The organism is Paremcibacter congregatus (assembly GCF_006385135.1).
Classification (GTDB): Bacteria; Pseudomonadota; Alphaproteobacteria; order Sphingomonadales; family Emcibacteraceae; genus Paremcibacter; species Paremcibacter congregatus.
This window is the reverse complement of record NZ_CP041025.1, coordinates 3329517-3345711: the sequence shown is the minus strand read 5'-3', so window position 1 is coordinate 3345711 and position 16195 is coordinate 3329517. Positions and strand designations below refer to the sequence as shown.

Below are 16195 nucleotides of genomic sequence, written 5' to 3'. Positions count from 1 at the left end.
TGTGTCCTGTGACAGGTGGCGGATTTTTTACGGGGAAACAAGATGTTGGGATACAAAGGGGGGTAAATTATGCTAAAACGTGGGGTAGCCATGTCAGCCTCCTGGTTAGGGTGATGTGGTCAGGGCCATGAGGGTGTTGCTGCACCTTTATGGCCTGTTCTACTCTATACAGGGAAATTCTTGCGTTCTTTGTAATAGTTCCTACAGTATAGTATAAGTTGTGAAGATATGCAATACTTAATGGCTTTTATGGTACCTGAAGGGTCACTTTAATGAAGACAGGTCATTTGACTTCTGCTCAAATACGCGCGGCGCGCGCCATGTTGCGCTGGGAACAGGCCGTTCTGACAGAAAAATCCGGTGTATCGCTGGCGACCATTAAGCGGTTGGAGAAGATGACGGGGAAGATATCTGCCAATCTCGTCACGCTTCAGGCCATAGAACGGGCCTTCACCGAAGCAGGCATAGAGTTTCTCCCCGATGAAGGGCGCGGGGCCGGGGTGCGGTTGGGGCTTCAGAAATAGGTATATATCGAAAACGCAATGTTATGGGGGTATGCGCGATGAGACTGATCAGGAATATTCTGCTTTTCATTTTGGGTTTCTCCTGCTGCCCCTTCCTTATCATAGAAATTATCTATGTGTTCGATAAAAACAAGTGATTTTGTCTATGAGGTTATTTCGGCTATGATGCGGGAAATGTAAATTTCAGGGTGGGTGCTTTCCATGACGATACTTCCAACCGCGATCGACAAGAGCTCTTCGCAATATCTCGCCAATCAACAGGCCATGGCCGATCTGGTGGCCGATCTGCAGCAGAAAATTGCCGTGATCGAGCAAGGCGGCGGCGAGAAATACCGCGCCCGCCATCTGGAGCGCGGCAAGCTGCTGCCGAGGGACCGGGTCAATCGCCTGCTGGACAAAGGCTCGGCCTTTCTCGAATTCTCCCAGCTCGCGGCCTATGATATGTACAGCAAGGATGTGGCGGCCGCCGGGGTGATCACCGGCATCGGCCGCATCGCCGGTCAGGAATGCGTCATCGTCTGTAATGACGCCACCGTCAAGGGCGGCAGCTATTTTCCCCTGTCGGTGAAGAAACATCTGCGGGCCCAGGAAGTGGCCGAGCAGAATAACCTGCCCTGCGTCTATCTGGTCGACAGCGGCGGCGCCAACCTGCCGACCCAGGATGAGGTCTTCCCCGACAAAAATCATTTCGGGCGCATCTTCTATAATCAGGCCAATATGTCGGCCAAGGGCATCCCCCAGATCGCCGTGGTTATGGGCAGCTGCACCGCTGGCGGCGCTTACGTGCCGGCGATGAGCGACGAGAATGTCATCGTCAAGGAACAGGGCACCATCTTCCTCGCCGGGCCGCCGCTGGTGAAAGCCGCGACCGGGGAAGTGGTGACGGCCGAGGATCTCGGCGGTGGTGATGTGCATACCCGGGTGTCCGGCGTAGCCGATCATCTGGCCCAGGACGATAATCACGCGCTGGAAATCGCCCGCACCATCGTCGGCAATCTCAACCGCAAGAAAGACATTCAGCTCGACCTGCGCGACCCTTGCGAACCGCTGTATGATCCGGCGGAGCTGCACGGCGTCGTGCCGCCGGACCTGAAGACCCCTTATGATGTGCGCGAGGTGATTGCCCGCATTGTCGACGGCAGCGAATTTGATGAATTCAAGAAACGTTACGGCACCACCATCGTCTGTGGCTTTGCCCATATTTACGGCATGCCGGTGGGGATTGTCGCCAACAATGGCGTGATCTTCTCGGAATCGGCCCTGAAGGGCGCGCATTTCGTCGAGCTGTGTAACCATCGCGGCATCCCACTGGTTTTCCTGCAGAATATCACCGGCTTTATGGTCGGGGAGAAATACGAAAGCGGCGGCATCGCCCGCGACGGGGCCAAGCTGGTGACGGCGGTGTCCTGCGCCCAGGTGCCGAAATTCACCGTCATTGTCGGCGGCTCCTTCGGGGCGGGCAACTATGGCATGTGTGGCCGGGCCTATAATCCGCGCTTCCTGTGGATGTGGCCCAACGCCCGGGTGTCGGTGATGGGTGGCGAGCAGGCGGCCAATGTGCTGGCCACGGTGCGCCGCGACGGATTTGAGCGGCAGGGCGTCGACTGGAGCGCCGAAGAAGAAGCCCAGTTCAAGAAGCCGATCGAGGACCAATATGAGGCCCAGGGCCATCCCTATTACGCCTCGGCACGGCTGTGGGATGACGGGGTGATTGATCCGAAAGATACCCGGCGGGTGCTGGGGCTTGGCCTGTCGGCGAGCCTCAATGCGCCGTTCGGGCCGACCACCTACGGCGTGTTCAGAATGTAATCCTGACGAATTTTTTGAGAGAAGGACGAAAGATGACAGACCCCAGAGTATTGTTGCAGCAGGACCCGGATGGTATCGCCTGGGTGACCCTCAACCGGCCCCACGTCCATAACGCCTTTGACGAAGTGATGATCAAGGAATTGCGCGAGATATTTGATATTCTGGCGAAAGACAACGCCTGCCGGGCGGTGGTGCTGCACGGCGAGGGCAAGAGCTTTTCCGCCGGGGCCGATCTCGAGTGGATGAAGCGGGCCGGGGATTTTTCCCATAACCAGAATCTCGCCGATGCGGAATATCTCGCCGCTATGCTGAACAGCCTCTATAGCCTCAACAAACTGACCATCGCCTGTGTGCAGGGCGCGGCCATGGGCGGGGGCCTCGGGCTGGTGAGCTGTTGTGATATTGTGATCGCCGATGTGGCGTCAAAATTTGCCCTGTCGGAAGTGAAAATCGGCCTGATCCCGGCGACGATTTCGCCTTACGTGCTCGCCGCCATTGGCGGGCGTCAGGCGCGGCGCTATTTCCAGACCGGCGAACGGTTTGATGGCCAGAAAGCCTATGACATTGGCCTGGTGCATGAGGTGGTGACGACAGCGGAAGAAATGCAGGCCGAGCTTGATCAATTGCTTACCCATTTGCGCAGCAACGGCCCGCTGGCGGTGCGCGAAGCCAAGCGGCTGGTGATGGATTATGCGGGGCAACCGCTGAGCAGCAAGATCATGGAAGACAGCGCCGAGCGGATCGCCGCCATTCGCGCCCGCCCGGAAGCCCGGGAAGGCCTCGGTGCATTTCTCGAAAAACGCAAGCCCTCCTGGAGCACCAGAGACGAAGAAAGTGACAACAGCTAATGTTCAGTAAGATTCTCATTGCCAATCGGGGCGAGATTGCCTGTCGGGTGATCGAAACAGCGCAGAAAAATGGCATCACGGCGGTGGCCGTCTATTCCGACGCCGATCAAAACGCCCGTCACGTGCGCCTCGCCGACGAAGCCTATCATATCGGCGGCGCGGAAGCCCGGGACAGCTATCTCAAGCCGGACGTGATCCTCGAGGTCGCGCAGAAATGTGGCGCCGAGGCCATTCATCCGGGCTATGGCTTCCTGTCCGAGAATGCCGAATTTTCCGAAGCCTGCGCCAAGGCCGGGATCGCCTTTATCGGGCCGAGCCCCGACAGCATCCGCTCCATGGGTCTGAAGGACAAGGCCAAGGATATCATGGACGCCGCCGGGGTGCCGATTGTGCCCGGCTATCAGGGCGCGGATCAGGACCCGAAAGTTTTGCAGAAAGCCGCGGACGACATCGGCTACCCCGTGCTGATCAAGGCGGTCGCCGGGGGCGGCGGCAAGGGCATGCGGCTGGTGGATGCGGCGACGGACTTTATCCCGTCATTGGAAAGCTGTCAGCGGGAAGCGCAGGCGTCTTTCGGCAACGCTCATGTGCTGATCGAGAAATATCTCACCAAGCCGCGCCATATCGAGGTTCAGGTCTTTGGCGATACCCACGGCGAGGCGGTTTACCTGTATGAACGCGACTGTTCCCTGCAGCGTCGCCATCAGAAAGTGGTCGAGGAGGCCCCGGCCCCCGGCATGTCGGACCGGATGCGCGCCGAAATGGGCGACGCCGCCGTGCGCGCCGCCAAAGCCATCGGCTATGCCGGGGCGGGCACCATCGAATTTATCGTCGATGTCTCGAACGGCCTCGACAAGGCGCCTTTCTATTTTATGGAGATGAACACCCGCCTCCAGGTGGAGCATCCGGTGACCGAACTGATCACCGGGCAGGACCTGGTGGAATGGCAGTTGCGGGTCGCGGCGGGGGAGCCGCTGCCCCTGGCGCAGGCGGACATCCCGCTCATGGGCCACGCCTTTGAAGTCAGGCTCTATGCGGAAGACCCGGAAAATAATTTCATGCCGCAGACCGGCACGCTGCGCCATTTTTCCACCCCGCGCCCGAGCCAACATTTCCGCTGTGATACCGGGGTCGAGACTGGTGATGTGGTCAGTATCTATTATGATCCGATGATCGCCAAGCTGATTGTCTGGGACCGCGACCGGGAAGGGGCGCTGCGTCAGATGCGCAAAGCCCTGCGTCAGACCGCCGTGGCGGGCCTGAAATGTAACCTGGCGTTTCTTGCCAAGATCATTGATCACCCGACCTTCGCGGCGGCGGATCTGGATACGGGCTTTATCGAACGTTACCGGGATGATTTGATGCCGACGGGCAATTTGGCCGGGCCGCAGACCCTGGCGCTGGTTGCCTTGGCGGAATTACGCCCGCGGGTGGCGGCCTGTGATCCCTGGGACAGCTCAGACGGCTGGCGGATGAACCTTGATCTGAAAACCAAACTCACCTTCGTTGATCATGAGGAGAAACGCGATATCACGGTGACGTATCTCGAAGACGGCTTCGCGCTCGAGATTGAAGACGACACCCTGCAGGTGCAGATCCTCAGCCAGCAGGGCGATGATCATGCGCTGATGATTGACGGCCATAAGGTCACGGCCCGGATCATTCAGGACGGTCAGGACTTCACCCTGTTCCGCGATGGCAAGGTCAGTTACCTGCATCATTATCTGCCGGGGGCGGAAGGCGAGGATGAAGCCGGCGGCAGCGGCGTGATCATCACCCCGATGCCCGGCAAGGTGACGCAGGTCTTGGTGACTGACGGCGAACTGGTCAGTCAGGGCCAGGCGCTGATGATTTTGGAAGCCATGAAAATGGAACATACCATCAAGGCGCAGGTCACCGGCACCATCGAAGGCCTGACCCTGAAGGCCGGAGATCAGGTCGCCGACGGTCAGGTGCTGATCCGCATCACCGCAGCGGAGGAGGCCGCAGAATGAGCTTCCCCACACATGTCACCCTTTATGAGGTCGGCCCCCGCGACGGGTTGCAGAATGAAAAACAGACCGTGCCGACAGAGGTCAAGGTCGACCTGATCAACCGCCTGAGCGCGGCGGGCATTCCCAAGATCGAGGCCACCAGTTTCGTGTCGCCCAAATGGGTGCCGCAGATGGCGGATAACGCACAGGTCATGGCGGCAATCAGCCGCAAAGCCGGTGTCACCTATCCGGTGCTAACCCCGAATATGCAGGGCTATGAAGCCGCCGTTGCCGCCGGGGCCACCGAGGTCGCGATCTTTGGTGCGGCGTCAGAGAGCTTCAGCCAGAAGAATATCAATTGCTCCATCGCCGAAAGTCTGGCCCGTTTCGAGCCGATCATGGACCGGGCGAAAAAGGATCAGATTGCCGTGCGCGGTTATGTCTCCTGCGTCGTGGGCTGTCCTTATGAGGGCTGGATTGATCCCGCCGTGGTCGCCGACGTGGCGGCAAAAATGGGCGATATGGGCTGCTATGAGATTTCCCTCGGCGACACCATCGGCGTCGGCACCCCGAAAGACATCAATCTGATGCTGGATGCGGTGCTGACGAAACTGCCGGTGGCGCAGTTGGCGCTGCATTGTCACGATACCTACGGTCAGGCGCTGGCCAATATCTACGCCGGGCTGGGGCGGGGCATCACGGTGATCGACAGCAGCGTCGCGGGGCTAGGCGGCTGTCCCTATGCCAAGGGCGCCAGCGGCAATGTGGCGACCGAAGACGTGCTTTATATGCTGGACGGGCTTGGCATTGAAACCGGTGTCGATCTGGGTAAGGTCATCGCCGCCGCCTGGGCCATCTCCGATTTTCTTAGGCGTCCGCCAGCGTCGAAAGTCGCCATTGCCCGCCGGCCGCAACAACAGACATAGATTTAACCGCCAGAATTAACAAAACGAAAGGACCGCAGAAATGGTCAGCTATCCCTCATTGAATTTCAACCTTGGCGAAGACATCGACATGCTGCGCGAAAGTATCGCTAATTTCGCCGCCAAGGAACTCGCTCCGCGCGCCGAAGAGATCGACGCCAGCAATGAATTCCCTGCCGACATGTGGCGCAAGATGGGCGATCTCGGCATTCTCGGCGTCACCGTCGAGGAAGAGTTCGGCGGCGTCGATATGGGCTATCTCGCCCACACCATCTGTATGGAGGAAATTTCCCGCGCGTCGGCCAGTGTCGGCCTCAGCTACGGCGCGCATTCCAATCTCTGCGTCAACCAGATCCGCAAGAATGGCACCGAGGCCCAGAAACGTAAATATCTGCCGAAACTCCTGACCGGTGAACATGTGGGCGCATTGGCGATGAGCGAGCCGGGGTCCGGATCTGACGTGGTCAGCATGAAGCTGCGCGCCGATAAAAAAGGCGATCATTATGTCTTGAACGGCAATAAAATGTGGATCACCAACGGCCCGAACGCCGATACGCTGGTGGTCTATGCCAAGACGGATATCGCCGCCGGGTCGCGCGGCATTACCGCCTTCCTGATCGAAAAAGGATTTAAAGGTTTCAGTACCGCCCAGAAACTTGACAAGCTGGGCATGCGCGGCTCCAACACCTGCGAACTGGTGTTTGAAGACTGCGAAGTGCCGGAAGAAAATATCCTCGGGGCCGAAAATGGCGGGGTCCGGGTGCTGATGTCCGGCCTTGATTATGAACGCGTCGTGCTCAGCGGCGGCCCGCTGGGCATCATGCAGGCCTGCCTCGATGTGGTGTTGCCCTATATTCATGACCGCAAGCAGTTCGGCCAGAGCATCGGCGAATTTCAGCTGATGCAGGGCAAGATCGCCGATATGTATACCGAACTCAATGCCTCCCGCGCCTATGTCTATGCGGTGGCGGCGGCCTGCGATCGGGGCGAGACCACCCGTAAGGATGCGGCGGGCTGCATTCTCTATTCCGCCGAGCGCGCCACGCAAATGGCGCTGCAGGCGATACAGGCTCTGGGCGGCAACGGCTATATCAATGAATTTCCCACCGGTCGTCTGTTGCGCGACGCCAAACTCTATGAGATCGGCGCGGGCACCAGCGAAGTGCGTCGCATGCTGATCGGCCGTGAACTGTTTGGCGAAACGGCTTAAAAGATTTTAGGGGGCGTGCCGGATTACCAGGGCGTCCCCTTCTCACCACCATTGTCACCCCGGACCCGATCCGGGGTCTGTTTTGATATCGCGCGATGATTGTCCGGAATGGCCGAGGTGAAATTGCTGTTCTCTTTAAATATCGGGTTTCCGTCCCATCGAACATTTAGAATGATTTGTTAACCAATTTACGCTATGCTCATTCATGGTGCAAAATGCGCCGGACGTTTTTGCAGAAAGCAGGAGTAAATTTCATGGCAACCTCAGCCATCGCATCTTATGCCGGATATCGTCCGGATTATGCCTCATCAAAAAGCCTTTATGGCGCAGCGGGAACCCCCGCGGGCGCGTCCGAAGCCACTTATGGTCCGGCGGTTTCCATTTCCCTGTCGATCAATGCCATTCGGGTGACCGGTGAACTTCTGACCACCGAGCAGCCGGAGGAAAACGTCGAGGATGACGCGACTGTACCCGCCAAAACCCGGGCCGGGGGGCTGGAAACGGCGCTGCAGAATATCTTGGCAGAAGTGAAAGAAAATCAGGGTCTGACCGGTAAGGTCGCCAAGCGGTTATTTAAAATTGTGAGCGCCCTGAATACAGCCCGTGGCACCGATACCAAGCTCGGTGAACTTGATCTGGAGGCCCGGGAAGAGGTGCGCAGCAGCCGTAAAGAGCTTAATGAATTCTTCCGTAAGCAGCATAGCTCCGTGCTGGTCGATGAGAGCCTGATTCATTTTATTGAGCTTTCCGCGCGGCTTGAAAGTTTGCGCGAATTTGCCCTGCGCACTACGGAAATTCTGGAAGGTCTGAAGAGCAGCGATACACCGGACACACCGGACACACCGGATGCACTGCCGTCGGTGGACGAAGAAACGGAAACAGTGCCTGCAACTGATATTGAAGCCTGAAAATCAGCTTCTGGCTTTCAGGTCCTGAATGTCTTTTTGTAATTTACGCACTTCGTCGATCAGAATGTGAATTTCCTGCCGTTCCGCCTGGATTTCCTCTTCCGTGACTTTTTGCATGCTGTTGACGATGATGGCGACGAAGCTGTTGACCACGGCAAATGTGGTGATGATGATGAAGGGGACAAACACCATCCAGGCCTGGGGGTGGGTTTCCATGATAGGCCGCACCATCCCCATCGACCAGCTTTCCAACGTCATGATCTGAAACAGGGAATAGAGCGATGCGCCGATCGTGCCGAACCATTCGGGGTAGGCTTCGCCGAAGATATTGGTCGCCAGAACGCTAAAGACATAATAAATCAACCCGAGGATCATCATCACAGACCCCATCGCGGGAATGGCGTTCATCAGGGCATAGGCGACATTGCGCATGGTTGGCACGGTTGAAATCAGGCGGAAGGCCCGGAAAATGCGGATGGCGCGGACCACGGTGACGCTGCCGCCGAACGGCATCAGGGACACCGCGACAATGGAAAAGTCGAACAAATTCCAAAAGGTCTTGAAATAAGACAGACGATAAACCGCGAGTTTCAGGATCACCTCTACGATAAAGATCGTCAGCGCCATGCCATCAAGGAATTTTAAAACTCCGCCGATTTTTTCCCGCATGGTCACGGAAGTTTCCAGACCGATCACGATGGCATTGAGGATGATGACGGCGATGATAAAGCGGTTAAAGGTTTCGGACTGGATCAGGTCGCGGAGTTTGCTCATAACTATTTAAAGGCCTGTTGTGAAGAATACAGCCTTACAAGATGTCTATCGCCGTGGCGCTTTTCAAGAGGGCACGGCGCCTGTTTTTTGGGGTCCCCACAGAGGGGAGGCGGATCAGGGTTAATCCGCTGTCATGACCGCATCCCGGGGTTTGATGTTGCCGTCCTGGGACAGCAGAATGGCGATCGGTTTGGTTTTGGGAAACTGGGCGAAGATGATCATGAGAATTACCGTGAAGGGGACGCTCAAGAACATGCCGGCAATCCCCCAGATGCTGCCCCAGAGCGCCAGAGACAGCATCACGACCAGAGGACTGAGGTTGAGGGAGCTGCCCATCATTTTCGGTTCCAGAATATTGCCCATGGTGACCTGGATGGCGACAAGAGCGGTGATGACGATGAGAAATGGCGTGAAACTGTCAAACTGCACCAGGCTCAGCAGGGCCGGAAATAATACCGCCAGCATGGAACCGACGGTGGGAATGAAATTCAGCAGGAAAATCACGAAAGCCCAGAAGCTGGCGTTGTTCACCCCGACCGCGATCAGCACCAGATAACAGGCCCCGCCGGTCAGCGCACTGACGAAGGTCTTGACCCCGAGATAGGTTTTGACGTCGGTGGAAATATGATCGATGATTTCAAACACCGTATTTTTCAGGGGCGAGCCTTCGACCAGTCGTTCGAGCTTGCCCGTGAAATATTTCTGTTCCAGCATCAGGAACAAGACGTAAATCAGGATCAGGCTGGCGCTGCCAACCAGAGAGGCCAGCGTGCCGGCCACATCGGTGGCAAATGTGGTCAGATTGATTTGGCTGATGATCTCGTTGAAGCTCGGTTCCTGTTCAATGCCGATCATCTGATAGAGTTTGGCGGTCAGGCGGGTGAAATTTTCCTGATACAGCGGCGCGGCTTTCTTGACCTCAAGAATATTGTGATTGATCATGCCGATCAGGAAATTCAGCGCCCCGCCAATGGTCAGCAGAGAGGCGCCGTAGCTGACCGCCTTGGGCAGTTGCCAGGTGCCGATGCGGATTTTATGGTAGGTGTCGGACAGGATATTGATCAGATACCAGATCACCACAGCAATCAAAAAAGGCACAATCAGGTCGCGACCGATGACCATGATATAGACCAACAGGGTGATAAGCCCCAATCCTCCCGCATAGGATAACACGCCCATGTTCCGCTCTCTCCTGAATCTGTTGTGTTCGTTGTTTGACTGTGGCGATTGTCCTGTTTTATCCCCGGCAGGTCAAGCGGTGATTTTACAACCCTATCGCGATAGATTTCGATGTTTTTCCATATTTGTTCTTGATATGTTCTTATTTTATCCTATAATAGGACCATTGAGTCGCGTTGAATGCACCACCGGGGTCGCAGTGTTTCCAGATTAACGCGCCCGCAACACTGAACAGGAAAACAAGATGACGACAGAGATGAAAATCATGTGTGATCACTCCTGCCCCCCGCCGGGTCGCGCAGGCCAGTCGTTCCGTAAAATCCGCAAGGCCCGTCGTCTGGGGCGCCTGCAGAACAGGCGGGATAAGGCGTTAAGGCCCGTGCGACCCGGGCAGGGACCGGCAGAGCCGGGATCAGTGGGGCCGACACCTGAAACACGGGCCAAGTTGACGCCTGACCCGCTTCTGGTCATGGAACGCAGGAACATCCTCAACGACAGGCAGTTATGGGCTTTTCGATGTTTGCGGCGGGCGTTACAGATGATTACCGCAGGTACCCAGGTGCGGATTTCCCGCCTGGCCGACGTGGTGGTGCAGACCAGCCGCTGTGCCGATACGGGGGAACGGGATCATGAAATTCAACTGAAAGAATCCTATAGCGATTGGGTGGACCGGATGACGGCGGACCGGCTGCCGGTGGGGCCGATCCTTGACATCATCCTGGACGAGCTGTCGTTTAGTGCCGTGGACCGCAAATGGGCCCGGCGCAAGGGCTGGGCGAAATCCCATCTGCAGGCGGGGCTTAATCTGTACGGGGCGACTTATGGCCGAGTCAATAGGCATGAATAGGATTTTATCACCGCATTTCACCCTGCGGGAGCTGATCCATAGTCCTCTGGCCCGACGGCATGGGATGGACAATCGTCCCGGACCCCGGGAAGTTGCGCGGCTGGCCAGGCTGGCGACGCATATTCTGGAACCGGTGCGGACCCGGTTCGAACGGCCTTTCACGCCGTCCAGCGGTTATCGTTGCCCGGCGTTGAATGCATTGGTGAAATCGTCGCCGGCTTCTCAGCATATTCGTGGTGAGGCGGTGGATTTCGAGTTGCCCGGGATTGCCAACCGGGATCTGGCGGGCTGGATCCGGGACACTCTTATCTTTGACCAGTTGATTCTGGAATTTCACAATCCTGACGTGCCTGACAGCGGATGGGTGCATTGCTCTTACCGGCAGGGGAATAATCGTCAGATGAGCCTGATTTTTGACGGACGCAGCTATAGGGAGTTTTAACATGGGATTTTTGGGCAAACTGTTCGGCAGTGCGGCGGGGGATGCGGTGTCAGCGGTGGGCAAAGTGGTCGATCAGCTGTTCACCAGTGATGAAGAACGGGCGCAGGCGGCTTTGCTGATGGCGAAACTGCGCCAGAAGCCGCATCTGCTGCAGGCGGAAATCAACAAGATCGAAGCCGGGCACAGATCGTTGTTTGTTGCCGGCTGGCGGCCCTTTATCGGCTGGGTGTGCGGCATTGGATTTTTGTGGGCTTTTTTGTTGCACCCCCTGTTCGTCTGGACGGTGGTGGTCTGGGGATTACAGGTGGAACCGCCGGTGATCGTTACCGACCACATGATGGAACTGGTGCTGGCGCTGCTCGGGCTTGGCGGATTACGCACGGCGGAAAAAATGACAGGACGCGCGAAATAAAAGCAATGATCCGGATATCGGGCGGTGATCATTCAGGGCGCATCCGCTGGTTCAGGAAAAAATGGACGCGGCCCACAGGCAGGGCGGCGCGGCGGCCGTAACGCCGTTTTTTCTGTGTGATGTGGGATCTGCCTGTTGCATTCAGGCGCGGAATGGGGGACACTCCGGGGGAATAAAATGTGAAACCTCAAGGGGATCAAACTTATGAAGAAAATTCTAATCGGCCTGGTGGCCCTCATTGTAATCGTGATCGGTGTCGTTGTTTACGGCGCATCTCAATCGGAAACCCTGATCCGGGACGCGGTTCTGGAATATGCCCCAAAGGCGACGGGGGCGCCGGTGACCCTGGACAAGGTCAATGTGGCCATTCGTGGTGGCAAGGCCGGTCTGTCGGGTTTAACCGTGGGTAACCCGTCCGGCTTTAAGGCGCCTCATGCTTTCAAGGTTGATGATGTTTCCGTGGAGCTTGATGTGGGGTCCCTGCTGAAAGATGTCATCCGTATCAAGGAAATCCGTATCGAGGGCGCCGACCTGATCTATGAAATCGGCACCAAGGGCAACAATATTTCAAAAATTCAGAAAAATATTGAGGCCTATACCGAAAGCCTGGGGGTCAAATCCTCTGAATCGGAAAGTCAGGCAAAATTTATTGTTGATCATATCTATATCAACGGAACCAAGGTAAAGCTGGCGTCCGACCTGATGGCGGGGAAAGGGGCCGGGTTGACATTGCCGGATATCCATCTGAAAAATATCGGGACCGAAGACAAGGCCGCCACAGCCGGTGAAGTGGCGACAGCAACCTTTAGCGCCATTAATAAAGGTCTCGGCAAGATCATTACCAAGGATATGCTCGATAATGCCCTTGGCGATGTGAAGAAAAAGCTCGGCGATATCTTTAAGTAAGCCGGGATGGGGGATGTATTTTAAGGCCGTTGCGGGTTCCGGGTGGATTCGTGACGGCCTTATCCGTTTGTATTGCCAAAGAATATTTGGCACAGTCCTGTTTTAGAAAAAGACCCAAAGGGGAATTGATATGATTGTTTTTGCAGTTTTGGGCGGCCTTTTGCTGCTGATGTATTTTTGGTATGTGTCATTGGTGGGCAAGAAAAACCGGGCGCTGGAGGCGCTGTCGTCCATTGATGTACAGTTAAAAAAGCGCCATGACCTGTTGCCGAACATCTTAAAGATCGCCAAGAAATTCATGGATCATGAGCGTGAGGTTCTGAGCAAGGTGACGGAGATGCGCAATCTGGCGCACCGTAGTTATGACCGAACCAACCCGGATGACGTCAGCGCCCATCTGGAAGCCGAACAGGGCCTGCAATCGGCGATGATGCAGTTTTTCGCGGTGGCGGAAAATTATCCGGAACTGAAGGCCAACGAGAATATGATCCGGGCCCAGGAAACCTTTGAGGAAGTCGAAGGTCATATCTCTGCCGCGCGGCGTTTTTATAATGCTGCGGTGACGTCGCTCAATAATGCGGTGGAAATCTTCCCGGGCAATCTTATCGCCAATATGGCCAACATTACCGCCATGCCCTATTTTGAAATGGAAGAGATCGAGAAAAAACCGGTGGACGCGGCGGACTATCTGTAAAATGAGGGAGAAGGCGGATGTCGGATTATCGTAAAAGGGCAGACGAAATCTCTACGGGAAGTCTTGAGGGCGCCCTGGCCGGGCTTGATGGCTTTGACCGGCATTTCGAGACTGTTCTGAAACCGGCTCTGGAAAAGCTTGAGGCCGATCGCCCCAAGGCCGTGAAAAGATTCTTTATGGTGGCGGGGGTTGCGGCGGTGTTGTTCATTCTGGGGACGGGTTTTATTCTGGCGACCCAGGCAACGGAACCGCAGATGGTGATTTTTGTCGGGATTGGCTGCATCTTTATCGGCTACTGGGGGTATCGCCCCCTGGCGGCCCTGAAAACCAGAACCAAGATGGTGGTCATGCATCATCTGTGTGATTATCTTGGCATGACCTATCGATTAAAGCCGCTGAATGTGTCCTTGACACGACTTCGGGAATTGTCGCTGATCCCCTCCTATGATGAAAGCAAGCTCGAAGACCAGATCACCGGCGCCGTCGATGAGGTCGGGTTTGACCTGTTCGAAGCCAAACTGATTAAAATCAGTCACGACAGCAAGGGCCGACGGCGCAAGTCGACAGTGTTTCGCGGCCTGTTGGCGGAATTTGATTTTCACAAGAATTTCGCCGGCACGACGATCATCACCCGTGACTATAGCGCGTTTGGTAATTTTTTCGGGCAATGGGGCAAGCAGGGCGAACGGGTGGCGTTGGAAGACCCCACCTTCGAAAGCCTGTTCGAGGTCTATGCCACCGATCAGGTCGAGGCGCGTTACCTGCTGACGCCGACCTTTATGGAACGGCTGTGCCGGTTGTCGGGGCAGGTGGGGCGCGGCAACCTGCAACTGGCGTTTCATCGCGGCCATTTGTTGCTGGCGATCAAGAAGGATAAAAACAGCTTTGAAGCTGGTTCGGTCTTCGCCAATCTGGCGGATACCAAGCATATCCAGCAAACCATTCAGGAGCTGGCGCTGATCTATGATATCGTTCAGAAGCTGAAACTGGATATGGACAGTCGGGTGTAGAGCTGCAAGAGGGGTATTGGATGGCTTTTTTTCTTGGGAGTATTCTGATTTTGTCCGGGGTGATCGTGCTTCTGCATGTCCGGGCCTGCATGCGTTTTGATCAGGAGATCGCGCAGGCCTTGCAGGATGTTACGGCGGCAGTTGACGGCGACGTCAGGGTAATGTCAGGATCAGAAGAAATATCGGTTCACCTTCCAGAGCTGGTGCGTCAATTCGCCCGGAAATCCGGAGCGTCGGATGATATTCCTGTTCGGGGGATATATTTAGAGCAGGATGCGGAATTGCGCATGGGGCCGGATAAACCCTGGCGTCGGGTCAGGGCGCGGCAGAGCATCGCGGTTTTTCAGCCTGGATTTGTCTGGGATGCGCGACAGGTTCTGGGGCCGATGACCATAATCCGGATTATGGACGCTTACCTGAACGGGGCCGGGGTTCTGAAGGCGCGCCTGTTTGGGTCAATTCCGGTGGCAGACCTGTCTCAGGGGGAGGCGGACAGGGATGAATTAATGCGTTATTTGGCGGAATTGGCATGGGCACCAGATGCGGTATTGCATAATAAAGCGCTGGGCTGGCGCAGGCTTGACGAACGCACAGTGGAAGTCAGTGCTGACAGTCGGGGAACGCCGGTATCTGTACGGTTATATTTCAATGAGGCCGGTGATATTTGCGAGATTCAGGCAGATGCCCGGGGCGGGGCGGTAGAGGGAGCAACAGCGCGTCCCTGGATCGGGCGTTTTTCCGCTTATGAGATCAGGGATGGTCGGCGCATTCCGACCTGCGGAGAAGTAGGGTATATTTATGATACGGGTTATGCCGCATATTGGCGGGGCCGGATCACAACATATAAAATATTGTAATTTGTGTCCGGCCCGGACCACTGACGCGGCTAAATAAACGTCGCGATTTCTTCCAGGGACTTCTTCCATTTGGCATGTTTGGGCACGGTGGCGTTTTCCGCCGGGTGGCCAACCACCAAAATCATTTCAGGTTTCTCCGCATCTGGTCTGCCGCACAATTTATTGAGAAACTTCATCGGGTTCGGCGTGTGGGTCAGGGTCGAGAGCCCCGCGTTATGCAATGCCGTGATCAGCATGCCGGTGGCGATGCCGACGGATTCCGGCACATAATAATGTTTAAATTTCTCCCCCGACGGCGTGACGCCGTAGCGCTGGGCGAAAATCACGATCAGATAGGGGGCGATTTCAAGAAAAGGCTTCTGATCGTTGGTGCCGATGGGTTCCAGCGCCGACAGCCATTCATCCCCGGCGCGTCCGGCATAGAAGGTGCGTTCTTCTTCCTCCGCCGCCGCGCGGATCTGCCTCTTGGCGTCAGGGTTCTCAATCACCGCGAAATGCCAGGGTTGATGATTGGCGCCGCTGGGGGCGAGCCCGGCGGTGAGCAGGCAATCCTCAATAATCTGGCGCGGCACAGGCCGATCCGTAAAGTCGCGGATGGTGTGGCGTTTTTTCATCAGGTCCAGGAAGTCCGTGGCGCGTTCGGCCATTTCCGTGTTGGTCAGGGTCCAGCGATGCGGCAGGGGCAGCGCTTGATACTCTTCACCCTGGGGCATTGTGGAGGGGGCGTTTTTGCGGTCGGTCATCAAGCGGGTCTTTCCTTAATATGATTGAATATTCAATTATTATGTAGCAAACGAACACCGAAAAATCAAGACCTGTTCGTATCGGGGGAGATTTTTTTTGTCAGGCGGCCCGGGCGGGGTCGCTTTCTTCATGACC

At 56.3% G+C, this 16195-nt stretch carries 17 protein-coding genes; 14 read left to right on the top strand and 3 right to left on the bottom strand.

Annotated features, from left to right (window positions below):
• Positions 1 to 272 precede the first annotated feature (272 nt).
• The 7 genes from FIV45_RS14800 (at position 273) to FIV45_RS14770 (ending at position 8195) form a co-directional block, all read left to right on the top strand.
• Entirely contained in the window at positions 273 to 524 is a 252-nt protein-coding gene (locus FIV45_RS14800) for a helix-turn-helix domain-containing protein (RefSeq protein WP_099470834.1), read from the top strand.
• Positions 525 to 725: 201 nt separating this feature from the next.
• A complete protein-coding gene (locus FIV45_RS14795) occupies positions 726 to 2333 on the top strand; it encodes a carboxyl transferase domain-containing protein (protein WP_099470835.1) in 1608 nt (535 codons plus the stop codon).
• A 32-nt stretch (positions 2334 to 2365) separates the two neighbouring features.
• Positions 2366 to 3181: an enoyl-CoA hydratase/isomerase family protein gene (locus FIV45_RS14790; RefSeq protein ID WP_099470836.1), complete on the top strand. Its 816-nt coding sequence runs from the start codon at positions 2366 to 2368 to the stop codon at positions 3179 to 3181.
• On the top strand, positions 3181 to 5175 hold the full coding sequence (locus FIV45_RS14785) for an acetyl/propionyl/methylcrotonyl-CoA carboxylase subunit alpha (protein ID WP_099470837.1): 1995 nt from the start codon (positions 3181 to 3183) through the stop codon (positions 5173 to 5175). The genes FIV45_RS14790 and FIV45_RS14785 overlap by 1 nt, the downstream gene beginning before the upstream one ends.
• Positions 5172 to 6080, top strand: a complete 909-nt coding sequence (locus FIV45_RS14780) for a hydroxymethylglutaryl-CoA lyase (RefSeq protein ID WP_099470838.1) — start codon at positions 5172 to 5174, stop codon at positions 6078 to 6080. The genes FIV45_RS14785 and FIV45_RS14780 overlap by 4 nt, the downstream gene beginning before the upstream one ends.
• A 40-nt stretch (positions 6081 to 6120) precedes the next feature.
• On the top strand, positions 6121 to 7287 hold the full coding sequence (locus tag FIV45_RS14775; RefSeq protein WP_099470839.1) for an isovaleryl-CoA dehydrogenase: 1167 nt from the start codon (positions 6121 to 6123) through the stop codon (positions 7285 to 7287).
• 254 nt (positions 7288 to 7541) lie between these two features.
• Complete coding sequence (locus tag FIV45_RS14770; protein ID WP_099470840.1) at positions 7542 to 8195, top strand: hypothetical protein; 654 nt, start codon at positions 7542 to 7544, stop codon at positions 8193 to 8195.
• A 3-nt stretch (positions 8196 to 8198) separates the two neighbouring features.
• On the opposite strand, the gene FIV45_RS14765 is transcribed toward FIV45_RS14770, so the two are convergent.
• Both FIV45_RS14765 and FIV45_RS14760 read right to left on the bottom strand, forming a co-directional pair.
• Positions 8199 to 8969, bottom strand: a complete 771-nt coding sequence (locus FIV45_RS14765; protein WP_099470841.1) for an ion transporter — start codon at positions 8967 to 8969, stop codon at positions 8199 to 8201.
• 120 nt (positions 8970 to 9089) lie between these two features.
• On the bottom strand, positions 9090 to 10148 hold the full coding sequence (locus FIV45_RS14760) for an AI-2E family transporter (RefSeq protein ID WP_099470842.1): 1059 nt from the start codon (positions 10146 to 10148) through the stop codon (positions 9090 to 9092).
• Between the two features lie 244 nt (positions 10149 to 10392).
• Here FIV45_RS14760 and FIV45_RS14755 point away from each other — a divergent pair, with 244 nt between their 5' ends.
• The 7 genes from FIV45_RS14755 to FIV45_RS14725 all read left to right on the top strand — a co-directional run bounded on the left by FIV45_RS14755 (position 10393) and on the right by FIV45_RS14725 (position 15316).
• Positions 10393 to 10995, top strand: coding sequence for a hypothetical protein (locus FIV45_RS14755; protein WP_099470843.1), 603 nt, complete (start codon positions 10393 to 10395; stop codon positions 10993 to 10995).
• On the top strand, positions 10970 to 11437 hold the full coding sequence (locus FIV45_RS14750; RefSeq protein ID WP_204601954.1) for a D-Ala-D-Ala carboxypeptidase family metallohydrolase: 468 nt from the start codon (positions 10970 to 10972) through the stop codon (positions 11435 to 11437). The genes FIV45_RS14755 and FIV45_RS14750 overlap by 26 nt, the downstream gene beginning before the upstream one ends.
• A 1-nt stretch (position 11438) precedes the next feature.
• Positions 11439 to 11849: a 3TM-type holin gene (locus FIV45_RS14745; RefSeq protein ID WP_099470845.1), complete on the top strand. Its 411-nt coding sequence runs from the start codon at positions 11439 to 11441 to the stop codon at positions 11847 to 11849.
• A gap of 204 nt (positions 11850 to 12053) precedes the next feature.
• Positions 12054 to 12755, top strand: coding sequence for an AsmA family protein (locus FIV45_RS14740; RefSeq protein WP_099470846.1), 702 nt, complete (start codon positions 12054 to 12056; stop codon positions 12753 to 12755).
• Positions 12756 to 12885: 130 nt separating this feature from the next.
• On the top strand, positions 12886 to 13449 hold the full coding sequence (locus FIV45_RS14735) for a LemA family protein (RefSeq protein WP_099470847.1): 564 nt from the start codon (positions 12886 to 12888) through the stop codon (positions 13447 to 13449).
• 17 nt (positions 13450 to 13466) lie between these two features.
• Entirely contained in the window at positions 13467 to 14459 is a 993-nt protein-coding gene (locus tag FIV45_RS14730; RefSeq protein ID WP_099470848.1) for a DUF3137 domain-containing protein, read from the top strand.
• A gap of 20 nt (positions 14460 to 14479) precedes the next feature.
• On the top strand, positions 14480 to 15316 hold the full coding sequence (locus tag FIV45_RS14725; RefSeq protein ID WP_099470849.1) for a DUF6544 family protein: 837 nt from the start codon (positions 14480 to 14482) through the stop codon (positions 15314 to 15316).
• Positions 15317 to 15345: 29 nt separating this feature from the next.
• Here FIV45_RS14725 and FIV45_RS14720 read toward each other — a convergent pair whose 3' ends face one another.
• Positions 15346 to 16059, bottom strand: a complete 714-nt coding sequence (locus FIV45_RS14720; protein ID WP_204601955.1) for a nitroreductase family protein — start codon at positions 16057 to 16059, stop codon at positions 15346 to 15348.
• Positions 16060 to 16195: the final 136 nt, after the last annotated feature.